A 17,267-nucleotide genomic window follows, 5' to 3' on the forward strand; every position below is an offset into this window, starting at 1 on the left:
GTCCCGCCCCGGCGGGCGCGCCCGGACGGTCACGCCGGACATTGGATCCGCCGCCGTCGCCGGCGGGCAACCGGTTATCCGTCCGCCGACCCGGCGGACCTCACCGCCGGCCGCGCACCACTGGCCTGCGCCCCGGGAGCGGACCTCACCGTCGGCCGCGCACCGCCGGCCTTCGCCCCGGGACCCGGCCGCCCGGTCACCCGGGTCAGGCCCACTCCCAGCAGGACGACCGCCATGCCCGTCACCACCCGTGCGGTCAGCGGCTCGTCGAGGACGAGGGCGCCCAGGGCCACGGAGACCACCGGCAGCAGGTAGCCGACCGTCGCGGCGCTGGTGGGGCCCTCCTCCGCGATCATGCGGTAGTTCAGGTGGAAGGTGACCCCGGTCGCGAGGACACCGAGGACGACGACGGCGAACACCCCGGTCCAGGTCACCGCCGCCGGGCCGCCGGCCATCGGGGCGGGCACGCTCAGGACGGTCGCCGTCAGGAGCTGCGCGGCGGAGAGCGCCAGCGGCGCGGTGCCCCGGCCGGTGAGACGGCGGGCCATGTACGCGAAGGCCACCGCGTAGCTCGCGGACGCGCCGAGCAGCGCGAGCGCGCCTCCGCTCAGGAGGCCGGAGCCCGCGCTCCAGGGCGCGAAGATCAGGAGGACGCCGCCGAAGCCGAGGACGAGACCGCCGAGGCGGGCGGCGCGGAGCGGGCGTTCGGTGCCCAGGCCCAGGCCGATGAGGAGGGCCCAGAGCGGGGTGGTGGCGTTCATGACGCCCGCCACTCCGCTGTCGACGGTCTGTTCGCCGACCGAGAAGAGCAGGAACGGCAGCGCGTTGCAGAAGAAGGCGGCGACGACGAGCCGCCCCCAGGTGCCCCGGTCCCGGGGCAGCCGCTGCCCGGCCCCGTGCGCGAGCGCCAGGAGCACCGCCGCGCCGAGGAGGCACCGTACGAAGGTGATCCATCCCGGAGTGAGGCCCTCGTTGAGGGAGATCTTGATCCAGAGGAAGCCCGAGCCCCAGAGCAGGGCGAGGACGCCCATGCGTATCGCCGATGTCATGCCTCCACGCTCCCTCGTCCCCACCGTGCAGGACAAGCGATGAATCATGCATCCGGCGTTAAGCTCTGCTACATGCTGGATGTGAGACGCATGCAGGTGCTCCGGGCCGTCGTCGCCAGTGGCTCCGTCACGGGCGCCGCCGCGAACCTGGGTTACACCCCTTCCGCCGTGAGTCAGCAGATCGCCGTCCTGGAGAAGGAGGCGGGCATCGCGCTGCTCGAACGCTTCGGCCGGGGCGTGCGGCCGACCGCCGCCGGACGGCTGCTGACCGAGCACGCCACCGCCATCGGCCGGCGGGTGGCGGAGGCCGAGACCGCCCTCGCGGATCTGCGGGCGGGGCGTACGGGGCAGGTCTCGGTCCGCTACTTCCCCACGGCGGGCGCCGACCTCGTCGCCCCCGCCCTGGCCCGCTTCCGGGCCGAACACCCCGGTGTGCGCGTCGATCTGAGGATCGCGGAGGGCGCGCCCGACCCGGACGCGGACCTCACCCTCGTCGTACGGCCCCGGGGCGGCGGCCCGGACGCGTACGGCGAGGGGTTCCGGCTCGTCCACCTGGTCGACGACCCGTACCGGGCCGTGCTGCCGAAGGGGCACCCGCTCGCCGGCCGCCGCGCCGCCGTCGACCTGGCGGAGCTCGCCGCCGAGCCGTGGGTCGGCAGCGAGGGCCCGGGCCCCTGCCTCGACGCGGTCCTGGAGGCCTGCGCGGCGGCCGGGTTCAGCCCGGACATCGCGGTGGAGTGCGAGGAGTACGCCACCGCGCAGGGTTTCGTCGCGGCCGGTCTCGGGATCAGCCTGATCCCGCTGATGGGTCTGGGCGGCCGCCACCCGGGCGTGGTCGTCCGCAGGGTCCGGGGCCCGGAGCCGGTGCGGGCGATCCACGCGGCGGTGCGGGAGTCCTCGCTGGCCCTGCCCGCCGTGCGCGGCCTCCTGACCGCGCTCCGGGAGGTGTGAGCGCCCGGGTCAGGCCGGGGCCAGGACCGTCAGGAGGTGGGCGACCTCCCGGGCCACGGCCGCGCGGGCCGGGGTCAGGTAGTGGCGGGGGTCGACCGCGTCGGGGTGGTCGGCGAGATGGGTGCGGACCGCCCGGGTGAAGGCCTTGTTCAGGTGGGTGGAGACGTTCACCTTGGTCATGCCGGCCGTGACGGCGAGGACGAGGTCCGCGTTCGGGACGCCCGAGGAACCGTGCAGGACCAGTGGGACGTCGACCGCGGCGCGCAGCCGGGCGATCAGGTCGAAGTCGAGGACCGCGTCCCGGGTCAGCATCTGGTGGGAGCTGCCGACGGCGACGGCGAGGGCGTCGACGCCGGTGGCGGCGACGAAGGCGCGGGCCTCCTCCGGGTCCGTGCGCACGCCCGGGGTGTGGGCGCCGCCCTTGCCGCCGACCTCGCCGAGCTCGGCCTCGACCCAGACGCCGTGGCGGTGGCACTCCTCCACGACCTCGCGGGTCGCGGCGACGTTCTCGGCGTAGGGGAGCTTCGAGGCGTCGAACATGACCGAGCCCAGGCCGAGTCCGACGGCCTCGCGGACGAGGTCGGGGTTCTCGGCGTGGTCGAGGTGGACGGCGACGGGGACCTTGGCGGCGCGGGCGATCGCCAGGGAGGCGAGGGCGACCGGCTCCAGGACGCCGTGGTAGCGGACGGTGTTCTCGCTGATCTGGAGGACGACCGGCCGGTCGGCGTTCTCGGCGCCGGCCACGATGGCCTGGGCGTGTTCGAGCTGGAGGACGTTGAAGGCCCCCACTCCGGTGCCCGCCGCGCGGGCGCGGCGGGCGATCTCGTCGGTCGGCGTCAGCGGCATGGCGCGTCTTCTTCCGGGGTGCGGTCGGCGGCGGGTCGGCGGTCGGGCGTGGATGCCGGACGGCCGGGTGCGGGGGTCGGACGGCCGGGTGCGGGCGCCGAATCGTCGGGAGTGGACGACGATCGGTCACTCATGGACAACGATCGGTCGGTCCTGGACGCGGGCCGGCCGGTCGTGGACGTGGATCGGTCGGTCCTGGACGTGGACGCGGGCCGGTCGGCCGTGGACCTCGGATCGTCAGACATGGACGTCGGAGAGGACCACGGAGCGGGTCAGGTTGCGGGGGGTGTCCGGGTTCAGGCCCTGGGCCTCGGCGACGGCGACGGCGAGGCGCTGGGCGCGGATCAGGTCCGCGAGGGGGTCGAGGCCGCTCTCGGAGAGGATGCCGCCGACCTTCCGCACGTCGTCCGCGAGTCCGGCGGGAAGCGGGCCGAAGCCCCAGGCGACCCGGCCGGGGCCGGTGATGCTGATCGGGCCGTGGCGGTACTCCATCGCGGGGTACGCCTCCGTCCACGCGCCCGCGGCCTCGCGCATCTTGAGTCCGGCCTCCAGGGCGAGTCCGTAGGTCCAGCCGCTGCCGAGGAAGGTGAACTGCTCGGCCGTCAGGACGTCCTCGTCCAGCGGGGAGGCGAGGGCCTGCTCGGCGTCGCGCGCGGCCTCCTCGACGGTGGCCACGCCCGCGGGGAGGGCGCCCTCGGCCTCCAGGTGCGCCCGGAAGAGGGCGAGCGCGGTGGTGGCGAAGCGGGTCTGGACGACCGACTCCTCGTCCGCGAAGTCGAGGACGGCGACCTCGTCGGCGAGGTCCGTCACCGGGGTGGCGGGGTCGGCCGTGACCGCGCCCGTGGGGACGGTGCCGCGCAGTCGGGCGAGGACGGCGAGGACCTCGCTGGTGGTGCCGGAGCGGGTGATCGCCACGACCCGGTCGTAGCGGCGTCCGTAGGGGAACTCGGAGGCCGCGAAGGCGTCGGTCTCGCCGTGGCCGCCGGACTCGCGCAGCTCGGCGTAGGCCAGGGCCATGAACCAGGAGGTGCCGCAGCCGACGACCGCGACCCGCTCGCCCCGCCGGGGCAGGGCGGCGACGTGCCGGGGCAGGGTGCGGGCCGCCTGGCGCCAGGTCGTCGGCTGGGAGTCGATCTCCACGGCGGTGCGGGTGGTGCTCATGCCGATCTCCTTGCAAGAAATACTGCGCGATATTGAATGAACATGCTTGAACTCCGACCTATTCAAGCAGAAACATGCATGACGTTTCCAGATCTCTCACCCACCGGAGGCTAGAATCGGACGCTCGCACGACCGGGAGGGAGGGACCCATGTCCAAGCACGAGCGGTGGAACACGCTCCTCGAACTACTGGCGGCCTCGGGAAAGGTCGAGGTGGAGGAGGCTGCGGCGGCGCTCGACGTCTCCGCGGCCACGATCCGCCGGGACCTCGACGAACTCGCCGAACAGCAGCTCCTCGTGAGGACACGGGGCGGCGCGGTCGCGCACGGCGTGTCGTACGAGCTCCCCCTGCGGTACAAGTCGACCCGGCACGCGCCGGAGAAGAAGCGGATCGCGGAGGCCGCGGCCGATCTGGTCACGCCCGGCGAGGTCGTCGGGCTCAACGGCGGCACGACGACGACGGAGGTGGCGCGGGCGCTGGCGCTGCGGTTCGCGAGCGGGCGCGCCGAGGCACCGGGACCGGTGACGGCGCCCTCGGGACCGGCCCTGACCGTGGTCACCAACGCGCTCAACATCGCGGGTGAGCTGGCGGTGCGCCCGCAGATCAAGATCGTCACGACGGGCGGCGTCGCCCGCCCCCAGACCTATGAGCTGGTCGGCCCGCTGACGGTCGGGGTGCTCAGCGAGGTGGTGCTCGACGTGGTGGTGCTGGGGGTCGACGGGGTCGACGCCGAGCTGGGCGTGATGGCGCACCACGAGGACGAGGCGAGCATCAGCCGGCTCTTCGCGGAGCGGGCCAGCCGGGTCGTCGTGGTGACCGACTCCTCGAAGATGGGCCGCCGGGCGTTCGCGCGGATCTGTGGTCTGGACCGGATCGACACCCTGGTGACCGATACGGGCATCGCGCCGGAGACGGCCGCCCAGCTCACCGAGGCCGGGGTGAAGGTCGTCACCGTCTGACCCGTCCGTCGGCATTGGTATTCACTCGAACCAATCCTTGGCCAAGAGGTCTTGGGATCCCGGCTGTTAACCCAGTAATTACCGCATGGGCGTATACCTTTGGACGCTCCTCCCTCCATCATGTGTCCGACGTGCCGCCGGGGCACGCCGTGACACGAGGGGCGGGGCATGCTTCCCATCAGCCGCAGGGGGTTCGTCGGCATCGGCGCGGGGCTCGTGGCGGGGGCGGCACTGCCGCCGGCCGCCGCGTCGGCGGCGGCACGGGCCGCGACCGGCACCCTCACCGACGTCCGGCACGTGGTGATCCTCATGCAGGAGAACCGCAGCTTCGACCACTACTTCGGCACCCTGCGCGGGGTGCGGGGCTTCGGCGACCGCGCGGCGGGCAACATCCCGGGCGGCTGGGGGACGTTCAACCAGCCGAACCTGGGCGGGCGTCAGCATCCGTGGAAGCTGAGCGACACCCCACCGGCGGGCGGTGTCGACGGCGAGACCCTCGCGCAGTGCAACGGCGACCTGCCGCACAGCTGGACCTCGCAGCACGCGGCCTGGAACAAGGGGCGCCTCGACAACTGGGTGACGGGCGTGGGCAACGTCCGCACGCTCGGCCACCTCGACCGCGAGGACATCCCCTTCCACCACGCGCTCGCCGACCACTACACGATCTGCGACGCGTACTTCTGCTCGGCGCTCAGCGCCACCGGCCCCAACCGCACCTTCCTGTGGAGCGGGAGGATCGACGCCTCCAGCAAGGACGGCGGCGAGGAGCGGGGCCTGACCTGGGAGACGTACGCGGAGGCGCTCCAGCGCGCCGGGGTGAGCTGGAAGGTCTACCAGAACGCCCAGGACAACTACGGCGACAACGGCCTCGCGTACTTCAAGAGGTTCACGGACGCGCGCCCCGGGGACCCGCTGTACGACCGGGGCATGGGCTCCGTCCCGAAGGCGACCGGCTCGACCCCGGACGACATCGCGGCGGCGATCCGCGCGGACGTCCTGGCGGGGACCCTGCCGCAGGTGTCGTGGGTGGTCGCGAGCGAGGCCTTCTCCGAGCACCCCTACGCGCCGCCCGGGGACGGCGCGCACTTCGTCGACCTCGTCTACCGCGCCCTGGCCGCCGACGCCGAGGTGTTCGACTCGACCGTGCTGTTCCTCAACTACGACGAGAACGACGGCTTCTTCGACCACGTGCCGCCGCCGATCGCCCCGCCGGGGACGCCGGGCGAGTACCTCGACGGCGTGCCGATCGGCCTGGGCTTCCGCGTCCCCATGCTCGTCATGTCCCCGTGGACCCGCGGCGGCTGGGTGAGCTCCGAGGTCTTCGACCACACCTCCGTGCTGCGCTTCCTGGAGACCTGGACGACGGCCCTCGGCACCCCGGCCGCCTGCCCCCACATCAGCGCCTGGCGGCGGAAGGTGACGGGCGATCTGACCGGCGTCTTCGACTTCGCCCATCCGGTGTACGGAGTGCCCGCCGGGCTCCCGTCGACGGCGAAGGTGATCGGGCAGGCCACCTGCAAGCCGCTGCCGAACCCGGTCCCGCAGGACAACGCCCTGCCCGCGCAGGAGTCCGGCACCCGGTCGGCGCGCGCCCTGCCGTACCAGGTGAACGGCAACCTGGACCGCTTCGAGTTCGGCTCCGGCGGAAAGATCCTGGCCTGGTTCTCGATGACGAACCGGGGGACGGAGGCGAGGCGGGCCGCGCACTTCTCGATCCACCCGCACCAGCACCGCGACACGGCCGCCTGGCAGTACACCGTGGACCCCGGCGGCACGGCCTCCGACTTCTTCAACATCGGTACGGGCTCGGGGTCCGGGAAGTACGACATCTCGATGATGGGACCCAACCGCTTCCTGCGCCGGTTCATCGGCGACGCCTCCAAGGCGGGCAAGGACGTCGAGGTGGCGGCTCGGTTCGCGACCGAGCCGGGGACCGGGAAGACGGCCCTCTGGTTCAGGATGACCAACGCCTCCGGCGGACCCGTCACCTTCACGATCCGCTCCAACGCCTACCGGACGGACGGACCGTGGACGTACACGGTGCCGGCGGGTTCCGGCACGGAGGACTTCTTCAACGCCGTCGCGTACCAGCGGGGCTGGTACGACTTCACGATCACCACCGGCGTCGACGGGACCTGGTCGCGCCGGTACACCGGTCACATCGAGAACGGGGCCCCGAGCGTCAGCGGCTGACCCCGGCCGCCCGGGCGCGGGGTCCCCGCGCCCGGGCTCCGGGCCTCAGCGGCCGGCGTGCGCGGCGCGGCGGGCCGTGGCGTCGAGGAGGGCGAGCGCGTCGTCGGCCGTGCGTCCGGGGGCCCGGTTCCACGGACCGATGAGGTCCCGCCACCCCCGGGACCGCAGCTCGGTCATGATCCAGGCGGCCGCCTCGTTCATGGTGTCCGCGCCGCCGTAGCCGAGCCGGTGGGCGGCGAGGAGCGCCCCGCAGACACAGCGGGCCCCACGTCTGTCGCGCAGCTTGTACGGGGCGTTCTGCCAGCCCCACTCGGTCAGCACGAGGCGCGCGTAGCCGAGGTGGACCGAGGGCCGCAGCTCGGACCGGCCGACGCGGCGCCAGGCGTGGAGCCGGTCCGGCAGTACGGCTCCGATCCGGCCGGGGAGACGGCGCTCGACGGGGACCGGAGCCGGGAGCGCGCCGAGCGCCTCGGCCACGAGCCGGTCCACCGGCACGCTGAGCAGGTTCCGCCAGTCCCGTGCCTCGCCGGGCGGCAGCGGTTCCGGGGCGGGCGCGAGCGGGCCGGGTCCGGGCGGTCCGGGGGCGGGCGCGAGCGGTTCGGGGGCGGTCCAGTCGGTGACGATCCGCCGCCAGACGGCGCTCTCGTAGAGGGCGGCGGCCTCGCGGTCGAGGGCGTCGGGGGTGAGCTGGGGGGCGGCGGGGGGCATCGGGCGGCTCCTGGGCTCCTGGGGCGACACTTCATTCTTCGTGAAGAATGTCGGCTTTGCACGCTTTGCCCTTGAGGGGCGCCGGGCACGTCCGACGCCACCCCCTCACCCACAAAAACACCACTGGATAGATTTTCGCCCTATTTCCCCATCAATGGAATTACATCGCATATTCGGACATAACTCCCCAGGTGACGCGACTCACTCCCCACGGCCCGCCGCACGGCCCCGGGCTCCCCCACCCCGTGCCGCGCAAGGAAGTTCGGCGCTTCCGGGAGCCGACCGATCTTGAATTCCCTTAATTCGGTGATCCATTCACGGAGATCACCGAACTGATCCTCTTGTTATTCGCCGCATTACTGGCCTACGGTCACCTCCATTCGAGCGGAACGCCTAATCCTGCCACCGCTCGGAAACCTCCCTTTTCACCCGACGGCAGGAGCGGGGGACCCACGAATACGCCGGCCCGGATTCCGGGACGGCTCGGGGTGCAGCCGCGTGCGCGCGGCCGGACATCTCCCGTCCGAACCCGACAGCTCACCTCGTAGGCGCCGGAGAGGAATCCGTCATGCCTGCACACGGTAAGCACCGCCGCCCCCGCCGCAGCCACGTCTCCCGTGGTCTCGCCCTGGTCGGCACCGGTGGGGCCGCGCTGTCCCTGCCCCTGATCGCCCCCGCCACGGCCGGCGCCGCGCCCGCCGCCGGAGCTCCGGAGATCGCCGCCAAGACCTTCGCCGCTCCCGCCGCCCCGGTCGCCGCCAAGGCCCCGGCCGCCCCGGCGACCGCGCGTACCTACACCGTCGTGAGCGGCGACTCGCTTTCCCTGATCGCCCACAAGAAGGGAATTCAGGGAGGCTGGAAGAGCCTTTACCGTGCCAACCAGAGCACCGTGGGTGACAATCCGTCACTCATCCACCCCGGTCTGGAACTGACGATTCATCGGGGTTCCGCCAAGGCCGCCCCCGCGCAGCCGAAGACGCAGGAAAAGGCGGAGCGGAAGACCACCGCGAAGGCCGAGAAGTCCACCACGACCGACCGGGCGAACCGCTCCGAGCGCCGCGCGGCCGCCCCGTCCGCCGCCACCGGCACGGGCGCCTCCGCCGCCGCCCCGGCCCCCGCCGCCGCTCCGGCCGCTCCGGTCCAGGCCGCTCCGGCCGCCGCCACCCAGTACGCCGACAACCTCGACGGCTGGATCCGGCAGTCGCTGGACATCATGGCCCAGCACGGCATCCCCGGTTCCTACGAGGGCATCCACCGCAACATCATGCGCGAGTCCTCCGGAAACCCGCAGGCCATCAACAACTGGGACATCAACGCCGTCAACGGCACCCCCTCGAAGGGCCTCCTCCAGGTCATCGAGCCGACCTTCCTCGCCTACCACGTGCCCGGCACGTCGATGGACCTGTACGACCCGGTCGCCAACATCACCGCCGCCTGCAACTACGCGGCCGACCGCTACGGCTCCATCGACAACGTCAACGGGGCGTACTGAGCGTCCTCAACGGGGCGTCCCGACGCCCCGGCGCGGGAAGTGCCCGGTGAACCAGGAGGTGGCGAGCTCCGCCACCTCCTCCAGGGCACCGGGCTCCTCGAAGAGGTGGGTGGCGCCCTCCACCACGGCCAGCCGGTTCTCGCAGCGCAGCAGCGCCCCGGCCCGCCGGTTGAGGTCCAGGACCAGCGGGTCGTCGCCGCCCACCACCAGGAGGGTCGGGGCCCGCACCCCGGCCAGGCGGTCGCCCGCGAGGTCCGGCCTGCCGCCGCGTGAGACGACGGCGGCGACGGGGGACGCGGGGTCGCCCGCCGCCCACAGCGCGGCCGCCGCTCCCGTACTCGCTCCGAAGTAACCGAGCGGGAGCCCCGCGACGTCGGGCCGCTCGGCCAGCCGTTCCGTGGCCCCTGCGAGCCGGCCCGCGAGGAGCGGGGTGTCGAAGACGTGCGCCCGATCGGCCGCCTCGGCCTCGCTCAGCAGGTCGAACAGCAGGGTCCCGAGACCGGCCCTGTTCAGCTCCGCGGCGACCGCCCGGTTCCGGGGGCTGTGGCGGCTGCTGCCGCTGCCGTGGGCGAACAGGACCAGGCCGGTGGCCCCTTCGGGCACGGCGAGCCTCCCCGCGAGGACGGCGCCGTCGACCGGGATCCGTACGTCCGTGTCCCGGACGACGGGGTCGCGCGCGGCCCGGCTCCGGTCCAGACAGGCGATCACCTCGTCGTCCGGCGTCTGCGGGAACTCCCGGTAGAACTGTCCGACGGCGTAGAACCCCTCCGGGGTGCGGACGCCGACGGTCTCGTCGGCCTCGCCGCCGAGGCGGGCCGTCCAGCCGGGCGGCGCGACCGGCACCGCGAGGACGATCCGGGCCGCGCCCCGGGCACGGACCACCCGGCAGGCCGCCAGGGCGGTGGCGCCGGTGGCGAGCCCGTCGTCGACGACGAGGACCGTGCGCCCCTCCAGGGGCACGGGCGTCCGGCTGCCCCGGTAGCGGCGGGCGCGCTGGTCCAGCTCGGCCAGCTCGCGCTCCTCCACGGCGGCCAGCGTCCGGTCGTCCACCCCGGCCTCGTCGAGCACCTGCTCGTTGAGCACCCGCACGCCGCCCTCGCCGATCGCCCCCATCGCGACCTCCGGCCGGTGGGGCACGCCCAGTTTCCGGACGAGACAGATGTCGAGCGGGGCGTCGAGGGCGTCGGCGACCTCGACGGCCACCGGGACTCCGCCGCGCGGAAGGCCGAGGACCACGACGTCCTGGCCCTTGAGGTGGTCGAGCCGGGCGGCGAGCTGCCGCCCCGCGTCGCTGCGATCGCTGAAGAACATGGTCCGAGGCCCTTCCGCCCGTACGGCCGCCCGGGCGGGCCCGGGGAGGAACGCGGTGCCCGTCCCCTGCCCGTTCCTCCAGGGTAGACGCGCCGACCCGCTCCGCCCGGTCGACGGCCCGGGCGCCCGCGCCGGACGGCCCGCACGACCCGGACGCCTCAGGCAGGTCGGACGGGCCGGTCGGGGCGGACGGGTCAGGCGGGTCGGAGAGGCCAGAAGGGCCGGTCGGGTCAGGCGGCTCAGGCGGCTCAGGCGGCGAGGAAGGCCTCAATGGCCTCGGCGAGGGCCCCCGGGGTCTCCTCGGGGGCGTAGTGCCCGGCGTCCTCGATGACTTCGAGGCGGGCGTTCGGGTACCAGCGCAGCCAGGTGCCCTCCATCGCCTCGGTGCCGAGCGCAGGGTCGTGCGCGCCGACGACGAGGAGGACGGGCGTGGGGTTGTCGCGGACGCGCTCGTGGAAGTCGGCGCGGGACCAGGAGTCCAGGTAGGCGCGGAAGGCCGTGGCGGAGGAGCGGCTGAGGGAGCGGTCGACGAGCGTGCTCAGCCAGGCGTCGCCGTACCGGCCGCCAGTGGTGTGGTCGATGATCGCGCGCCGGTTGGCCGGCTCCCCGGCGGCTCCGGCGAAGAGTTCCCAGGACTCCCCGTCGAGGGGGAACCCGGCGGCGGAGACCGGTGAGACGCCGATGAGCGAGCGGACGCGGTCGGGCGCGTCGAGGAGCATCAGCTGGGCCGCTTTGCCGCCCATCGAGTGGCCGATGACGGAGAAGGAGTCCCAGCCGAGGTCGTCGGCGACCGCCAGGGCGTCGGCCGCGACCTCCTCCATCGTGTAGGCGCCCTCGTGGTCGAGGGCCTCGCCGTAGCCCCGGCAGTCGACGAAGGCGTAGGTGCCGACGGCGCCGTCCAGGTGGGCGCGCAGCGGGGCGAAGCTGGTGCGGTCGCCGAACCAGTTGTGGAGCACCAGGGCCCTTCCCGGCCCCTCGCCGTGGACGTCGTACGGAAGAACCCGGCCCGTCATCGTGCCCCCTGGTCGCATGATGGCGCCGCCGCGTGTGGACGGCGGCGGTCGACCACCGAGTGTGACGGCACGGACGCGTGCGGTCAACATCGCCGTCCGCGAAGGGTCCTCCCGGGATGCGGGGGCTTCGGCCCCCGGGGCATCCTGGCTGTGTGACCTCGCACGGCGCTTCCGGCCCCGGCCCGGCGGGCGGTACCGGGCGTCCGTCCGGAAGCGGAGCCGGCGACGAACCCGCCTCCGTCGCCCTGACGTGGGCGCTCGCGGAGGCGGCGCTCGGGGCCGTGGAGGAGGTCGGCGGATACGCGGGCGGGGTGTACCTGCGCTCCGAGACGCCCGGTCTGCTGCGGCTCGCGGTCCTCGTGGGGCTGCCGGGGCCGTTGTTCCGTCCGTGGTGGCGGATGCACACCAATCGGCCGTTCCCGGTGGCGGAGGTCCACCGCTCGGGTCAGGCCGTCCACCTCTCCGACGTCGAGGAGGCGATGCGGCGCTTCCCCCAGCTGGTGGCCAGTCTCCCCTTCCCCTTCGCCTCGCTGTACGCGCCGGTGATCACGGGCCGTGAGCGCTTCGGCGTACTCGTGGCGCTGCGCGCGCCCACTCCGGGCGTGCCGGTGGACGCGCGGGACCGGAGCCGGATGACGCGGGGCGCGCTCCGGCTCGGCGAGGCCCTCACCGAGCTGTCCCGCCGGGGGACGGCGGTCGAGTGGGCGGGCGATCCGGTGTGCGTGCAGCTGCCGACCGGTTCGGGGCTGCCGGTGCGGTTCGGCTCCTTCGACTGGGACCTGGTCTCGGGCACCGTGACGATGGACGAGGGGTTCCTGAAGATCCTCGGGGCGGGTGTGACCTCGCCCTGCACGATCGAGACCCTCATGTCCCTCCTGGAGTCGGAGGACGGGTACGCGCTGTGGGCGGCGGCCCGGCACGCGACGGGCGCCGGCGGGCGCCCCCTGGTGCGCAGGCTGCGGCTGAGGGGCCCGGACGGCGGACTGCACCTCCTGGAGGTGTCCGCACGCGCGCGGCGGAGCGGCCCGGAGAAGGGCTCCCGGCTCGTGGGCACCCTCGTCGACCTCGGCACCGGCCTGATCGGCTCGGACGCCACCGACCGGCTGCCGAGGGCGCTCCTGGCCGTCGACCGGCTCGGCCGCGTCACGTACGTCAACGAGCGCACGGAACAGCTCCTCGGGAGGCCGCGCAGGGCCCTGGCCGGGCGGCCGCTGTGGGAGGCGCTGCCCTGGTTCGGGAACCCCTTCCACAAGGAGCAGCTGCGTGCCGCCCTGCTCTCCGGGGAGCCGGTGCGCTTCCTGGCCCGTCCGGAAGGGGGCCGCTGGCTGTCGGTCTCGCTGCATCCGGGGCGGGACGGGGTCACGATGGTGCTCCTCCCGGAGGAGGGTCCGGCGGGCCTCGCGCACAAGGCCGGGACGGGCCGGCGCATCACGGAGGACATGGCCTCGCCCGGGGACCGGGCGGCGGACCTGTACCGGCCGGTGGCGCTCGCGATCGCGCTCACCGAGGCGGTGACGGCGCGCCAGGTGTCGGCGGTGGTGACGGAGGAGCTGCTGCCGGCGTTCGGCGGGCGGCAGCTGGCGATCTACCTGCTGAGCGACCGGCGTCTCTACCTGGCGTGGGAGACGGGTTTTCCGCAGGGCTTCCTCGAACCCTTCGACGGGGTGGGCCTCGACGAGCGGGTGCCGGGGGTGGTGACGCTGACGACGGGCAGGCCCCTGTTCTTCGAGTCGATGGAGCAGCTGGGCCGGGCGTATCCGGGGCTTCCGCTGGACGCGGACTCGGGGGCGCGGGCGTTCCTGCCGCTGATCGCCTCGGGCCGGCCGGTGGGCTCCTGCATCCTCGGCTTCGACCAGCCGCGCGGGTTCAGTCCGGAGGAGCGGACCGTGCTCACGGCGCTCGCGGGGCTGATCGCGCAGGCCCTGGAGCGGGCGCAGCGGTACGACACGGAGTCGGCGGTCGCGCGGGGACTCCAGGACGCGCTGCTGCCGCACCGGCTGCCGGTCCGGGTCGGGGTGGACACGGTGGGCCGCTATCTGCCGGGCACGCAGGGCATGGACGTGGGCGGGGACTGGTACGACGTGATCGAGACGGGCCAGGGGCGGCTCGCCCTGGTCATCGGCGACGTGCAGGGTCACGGGGTGGCGGCCGCGGCCACGATGGGTCAGTTGCGCAGCGCGGTACGGGCGTTCGCGCTCGGGGGCCACCGGCCGCAGGACGTCATGCGGGGCACCAACCGGCTGCTGATCGACCTGGACCCGGGACAGTTCGCGAGCTGCTGCTACGTCCTGCTCGATCCGGAGACGGGCGAGGCGCGGGCGGTGCGGGCGGGGCATCCGCAGCCGTTGCTGCTGCGGCCGGACGGGACGGCGAAGCAGGTGGACCTGGCGGGCGGGATGGTCCTCGGGATCGACGACCGGGCCTCGTACCCGGTGTCCCGGTTGCGGCTGGCACCGGGGTCGGTCCTCGCGCTGTTCACGGACGGGCTCGTGGAGCGGCCGGGGAGGGACATCGACGAGGGGATCGAGCGGTTGCGCCGGGCACTCGCCGCGACGGCCTCCCTGCCGCTCTCGGAGACGGCCGACCGGCTGACCCGGGAGGCCCGGCAGGCCACGGCCCGGCCGGACGACATCGCCCTGCTGCTCGCGGCGCGGTGGCCGGAGGGCGGCTGAGCCGTACGGGCGTTCCGCACCGATCGGACGGCCGCGGGAGGGGTGGGCGTACGCGTGGCCCGTCACCCGGTCGGGCCCGTGGCACTGGTCGGCTGCCCCGGCCCCGGGGAGGCTGGGGGTGCCGTGCCGATCAGGCCCGGACGAGTCAGGGCGGCAGCCCGAGGAGGACACGTGCAGCAGGACAAGCAGCCCGAGTACGGACCCGTGGTCTTCCGCGACCGCTCGGCCGGATACGCGTTTCTGACCCGCTCCACCGCGACCAGCGACCGGACCATCGAGTGGGACGACGGGAACACGTATCCCGTCGTCGACGTCGAGATCTCCTCCGAGAGCCACCCGTTCTACACGGGCAAGGCGCGGACCGTGGACACCGAGGGACGGATCGCCAGGTTCGAACGCCGTTTCGGCGAGCAGGGCTCTTCCGAGGGCTGAGCCCTCCCCCGGCCACGGGGTGGTGGGTTCGGCTTCCCGAACGAAGTCGCGAGGACGGGAGAGCGCTCATAGGCCCGGGGCGACCTGCGTCCGCGCGAGATCGTGGCGGAGGCGGGGACCCGCCGGGGAGGCGGTACTCGCAACCGGTGGGGACGCGGCCCGACTCGGTGTCGCACGCGCCGCTGCGTGAGCCGGGGCGGGGGCGCGGTCCGTCGGACCGCGTCCCCGCCCCGGCCGGTGCCTGCGAGCGGGGGCGCGAAGGCCCTCCGCTCAGCTCCGGGAGGCGATCAGGCCTTCACGATGCCGGAGTCGGCGACCTTGATGGAGGCGCTGGTGGCACCGGAGCGGGAGCCGAGGCCCTCGATCTTCTTGACCAGGTCCTGGCCCTCGACGACCTCGCCGAAGACGACGTGCTTGCCGTCGAGCCAGTCGGTGACGATCGTGGTGATGAAGAACTGCGAGCCGTTGGTGTTGCGGCCGGCGTTCGCCATCGAGAGCAGGAACGGGCGGTCGTGCTTGAGGTCGAAGTTCTCGTCCGCGAACTTCTCGCCGTAGATGCTCTTGCCGCCGGTGCCGTTGCCGTTGGTGAAGTCGCCGCCCTGGAGCATGAACTGCGGGATGACGCGGTGGAACGGGGAGCCGGCGTAGCCGAAGCCGTGCTCGCCGGTGGCGAGCTCACGGAAGTTCTGCGCGGTCTTCGGCACGACGTCGTCGAACAGCTGGAAGACGATGCGGCCCGCGGGCTCGTCGTTGATGGAGATGTCGAAATAAACGTTGTCGCTCATGGGGACATCCTGTCATTACTCGCGCACCGGGTGCGCACGGGCCGCCTCCGGTCGTGTCACGGAGCGCCGGTGCCCCGCCGCCCGTGGGGGCGCGGGGCACCGTTCGCCCCCTCGGACACGGGGGACGAACGGGAGCTAGAGCAGTCCGCCGGTCTCCGGGGATTGGAGGGCGCCCCCGGCGCCCTGGACGGTGTCGTGGAGGACGGTCTCGGCGCCGTGGTCCTCCTGGAGGAGGCCGAGGGGGCTGCCGATGGGATTGTTCCCGACGGCGGCGTTCGCCTGCGGCGGAGGCGTGACGAGGGCGGTGACGACACCTGCGGCGAGGGAGGCGATGGCGAGCATGCTGCGCTTCTTCATGCCCGGGTCAACTGCTGAACGACCGAGGGGTTACGGGCTTTCCCGGATCGGACGCGGATCGGGCCCGGTACGGCCGCGCACCCAGATGAGCAGCAGCAGCGAGGCGACGGCGGCGAGGGCGCACCAGGTGGAGACGAACTCGGTCGTCCACAGGACGGCGCAGACGACGGCTCCGGCCCCGGTCAGGAGCCCGAGGAGCCGCAGGAGCCGGTCGCGGGCGAGGAGCAGGGCGCCGACGGTGGCGAGGAGGTACCCGGCGAGGAGCAGCGGCGCGTACGGCAGGTCGACGACGTAGCCGAGGGTCCGGCCGCGGACCTCGGCGGTGACGGGGCGGGTGGCGAGCCGGTACGCGAGGAGGCCGGCGGTCGCGAGGCCGGCGGCGAGGGGCACGAGCAGACGCGGCCGGTCGGCGGGACGGGCGGCGGTCAGGACGCCGGCGGAGAGCCAGAGGGGCAGCAGGGGCAGGGCGATGACGGCCCAGGCGAGGGTGGCGGGTCCGGCTCCGCCGTCGGCGTGCCAGACGGCGGCCTCCACGACCTGGTGGGCGCCCAGGAGCAGGGGCAGGGCGGCGAGCGGCGCGTCCCCGGGACGGCGCACGGAGGCGAGGGAGGCCACGCCCACGGCGCCGATCCCGAGGCCCGCCCAGAGGTCGGCCGAAGCACTCCAGCACATAGCGCACTTTTATCTCATATCGGGCGGAACCGTACGGCCATGGCGGGTGTCTTCACCAGTGACACCACTGTCCCCGAGCACGAGGAATGGGGGACGTCATGCATCACCGTCATGCGTTCGCCGTCACCACCGCTGCCGCCGCGGGAGTCCTGCTGACCGCCGGGATCGGCGCCACGATCCCGGCGGGCGCGGCCGGCGCTCCGTCCCGGAGCGGGCCGGCCCCGGCGACGGCCCTGGTCGTCAACGCCCGCTGGGGCGGCCACGCGACCTTCGACCGGCTCGTGATCGACGTACGGGGCGCCGTGCCCTCGGTCACCGTGCGCCAGGTCTCCGCGCTGTACCAGGACGGCTCTGGGCGGAAGGTCCCGCTGGCGGGGAAGTACTTCCTGGAGATCAGACTCTCCCCCGCCGCCGCCCACGACGACGCCGGCAGGTCCGTGTACCGGGGCCCCAGGCTGGCGAAGGTCTCCCTGCCCGCGCTCAAGGGAGTCGCGCTGACCGGCGACTTCGAGGGCGTGGTCACCGTAGGAGCCGCCTTCGGCGCCGAACCCGCGCCCAAGACCTTCCGTCTGCACTCCCCGGAGCGTCTCGTGGTCGACGTCCCCCACCCGGTGGGCTGCCGGTCCTGAGACGCACCGTCGGCGGGGCCGTCCGGACGGGCGGCCC

General features: G+C 73.8%; 16 protein-coding genes and 1 riboswitch. Of the genes, 7 read left to right on the top strand and 9 right to left on the bottom strand.

Annotated features, from left to right (window positions below; translation table 11 throughout):
• Nucleotides 1–74: 74 nt before the first annotated feature.
• Nucleotides 75–1,049 carry a DMT family transporter gene (locus tag ADL08_RS06300; RefSeq protein WP_234352021.1) on the bottom strand — a complete coding sequence of 325 codons (975 nt, stop codon included), beginning with the start codon at nucleotides 1,047–1,049 and terminating at the stop codon, nucleotides 75–77.
• A 72-nt stretch (nucleotides 1,050–1,121) separates the two neighbouring features.
• Between ADL08_RS06300 and ADL08_RS06305 the strand changes: the two genes are divergently transcribed.
• Complete coding sequence (locus tag ADL08_RS06305; RefSeq protein ID WP_053641054.1) at nucleotides 1,122–2,000, top strand: LysR family transcriptional regulator; 879 nt, start codon at nucleotides 1,122–1,124, stop codon at nucleotides 1,998–2,000.
• A gap of 9 nt (nucleotides 2,001–2,009) precedes the next feature.
• Here ADL08_RS06305 and ADL08_RS06310 read toward each other — a convergent pair whose 3' ends face one another.
• Entirely contained in the window at nucleotides 2,010–2,846 is an 837-nt protein-coding gene (locus ADL08_RS06310) for a class II fructose-bisphosphate aldolase (protein ID WP_053641055.1), read from the bottom strand.
• A 237-nt stretch (nucleotides 2,847–3,083) separates the two neighbouring features.
• A complete protein-coding gene (locus tag ADL08_RS06315; protein WP_053641056.1) occupies nucleotides 3,084–4,007 on the bottom strand; it encodes an SIS domain-containing protein in 924 nt (307 codons plus the stop codon).
• Between the two features lie 149 nt (nucleotides 4,008–4,156).
• Here ADL08_RS06315 and ADL08_RS06320 point away from each other — a divergent pair, with 149 nt between their 5' ends.
• Entirely contained in the window at nucleotides 4,157–4,966 is an 810-nt protein-coding gene (locus tag ADL08_RS06320; protein ID WP_053641057.1) for a DeoR/GlpR family DNA-binding transcription regulator, read from the top strand.
• 168 nt (nucleotides 4,967–5,134) lie between these two features.
• Nucleotides 5,135–7,159 (top strand): phosphocholine-specific phospholipase C, encoded by a 2,025-nt coding sequence (locus ADL08_RS06325; protein ID WP_053641058.1) that lies wholly within the window; start codon nucleotides 5,135–5,137, stop codon nucleotides 7,157–7,159.
• A 45-nt stretch (nucleotides 7,160–7,204) separates the two neighbouring features.
• Here ADL08_RS06325 and ADL08_RS06330 read toward each other — a convergent pair whose 3' ends face one another.
• The gene (locus ADL08_RS06330; protein WP_053641059.1) at nucleotides 7,205–7,867 is read right to left on the bottom strand and encodes a DUF6197 family protein; all 663 of its coding nucleotides are present in this window, start codon (nucleotides 7,865–7,867) and stop codon (nucleotides 7,205–7,207) included.
• A gap of 380 nt (nucleotides 7,868–8,247) precedes the next feature.
• A riboswitch (cyclic di-AMP (ydaO/yuaA leader) is annotated at nucleotides 8,248–8,431 on the top strand.
• A gap of 4 nt (nucleotides 8,432–8,435) precedes the next feature.
• On the opposite strand from ADL08_RS06330, the gene ADL08_RS06335 reads away from it, so the two are divergent.
• Nucleotides 8,436–9,359 carry a LysM peptidoglycan-binding domain-containing protein gene (locus ADL08_RS06335; RefSeq protein ID WP_053641060.1) on the top strand — a complete coding sequence of 308 codons (924 nt, stop codon included), beginning with the start codon at nucleotides 8,436–8,438 and terminating at the stop codon, nucleotides 9,357–9,359.
• A gap of 6 nt (nucleotides 9,360–9,365) precedes the next feature.
• Here ADL08_RS06335 and ADL08_RS06340 read toward each other — a convergent pair whose 3' ends face one another.
• The gene (locus tag ADL08_RS06340; protein ID WP_053641061.1) at nucleotides 9,366–10,670 is read right to left on the bottom strand and encodes a phosphoribosyltransferase family protein; all 1,305 of its coding nucleotides are present in this window, start codon (nucleotides 10,668–10,670) and stop codon (nucleotides 9,366–9,368) included.
• A 248-nt stretch (nucleotides 10,671–10,918) separates the two neighbouring features.
• Nucleotides 10,919–11,683 carry an alpha/beta fold hydrolase gene (locus tag ADL08_RS06345; protein ID WP_053641062.1) on the bottom strand — a complete coding sequence of 255 codons (765 nt, stop codon included), beginning with the start codon at nucleotides 11,681–11,683 and terminating at the stop codon, nucleotides 10,919–10,921.
• Nucleotides 11,684–11,835: 152 nt separating this feature from the next.
• Here ADL08_RS06345 and ADL08_RS06350 point away from each other — a divergent pair, with 152 nt between their 5' ends.
• Nucleotides 11,836–14,355 (top strand): SpoIIE family protein phosphatase, encoded by a 2,520-nt coding sequence (locus ADL08_RS06350; RefSeq protein ID WP_053641063.1) that lies wholly within the window; start codon nucleotides 11,836–11,838, stop codon nucleotides 14,353–14,355.
• A gap of 171 nt (nucleotides 14,356–14,526) precedes the next feature.
• Nucleotides 14,527–14,787: a type B 50S ribosomal protein L31 gene (locus ADL08_RS06355; RefSeq protein WP_053641064.1), complete on the top strand. Its 261-nt coding sequence runs from the start codon at nucleotides 14,527–14,529 to the stop codon at nucleotides 14,785–14,787.
• A 287-nt stretch (nucleotides 14,788–15,074) separates the two neighbouring features.
• Here ADL08_RS06355 and ADL08_RS06360 read toward each other — a convergent pair whose 3' ends face one another.
• The 3 genes from ADL08_RS06360 to ADL08_RS06370 all read right to left on the bottom strand — a co-directional run bounded on the left by ADL08_RS06360 (nucleotide 15,075) and on the right by ADL08_RS06370 (nucleotide 16,601).
• Complete coding sequence (locus ADL08_RS06360; protein ID WP_053641065.1) at nucleotides 15,075–15,572, bottom strand: peptidylprolyl isomerase; 498 nt, start codon at nucleotides 15,570–15,572, stop codon at nucleotides 15,075–15,077.
• A 135-nt stretch (nucleotides 15,573–15,707) separates the two neighbouring features.
• Entirely contained in the window at nucleotides 15,708–15,929 is a 222-nt protein-coding gene (locus tag ADL08_RS06365; RefSeq protein ID WP_234352022.1) for a hypothetical protein, read from the bottom strand.
• A gap of 30 nt (nucleotides 15,930–15,959) precedes the next feature.
• Complete coding sequence (locus ADL08_RS06370; RefSeq protein WP_053641067.1) at nucleotides 15,960–16,601, bottom strand: DUF6629 family protein; 642 nt, start codon at nucleotides 16,599–16,601, stop codon at nucleotides 15,960–15,962.
• 98 nt (nucleotides 16,602–16,699) lie between these two features.
• Here ADL08_RS06370 and ADL08_RS06375 point away from each other — a divergent pair, with 98 nt between their 5' ends.
• Nucleotides 16,700–17,230, top strand: coding sequence for an AMIN-like domain-containing (lipo)protein (locus ADL08_RS06375; protein WP_053641068.1), 531 nt, complete (start codon nucleotides 16,700–16,702; stop codon nucleotides 17,228–17,230).
• Nucleotides 17,231–17,267: the final 37 nt, after the last annotated feature.

Origin of the sequence: Streptomyces sp. NRRL F-6492 (assembly GCF_001280125.1) — a bacterium.
Classification (GTDB): domain Bacteria; phylum Actinomycetota; class Actinomycetes; order Streptomycetales; family Streptomycetaceae; genus Streptomyces.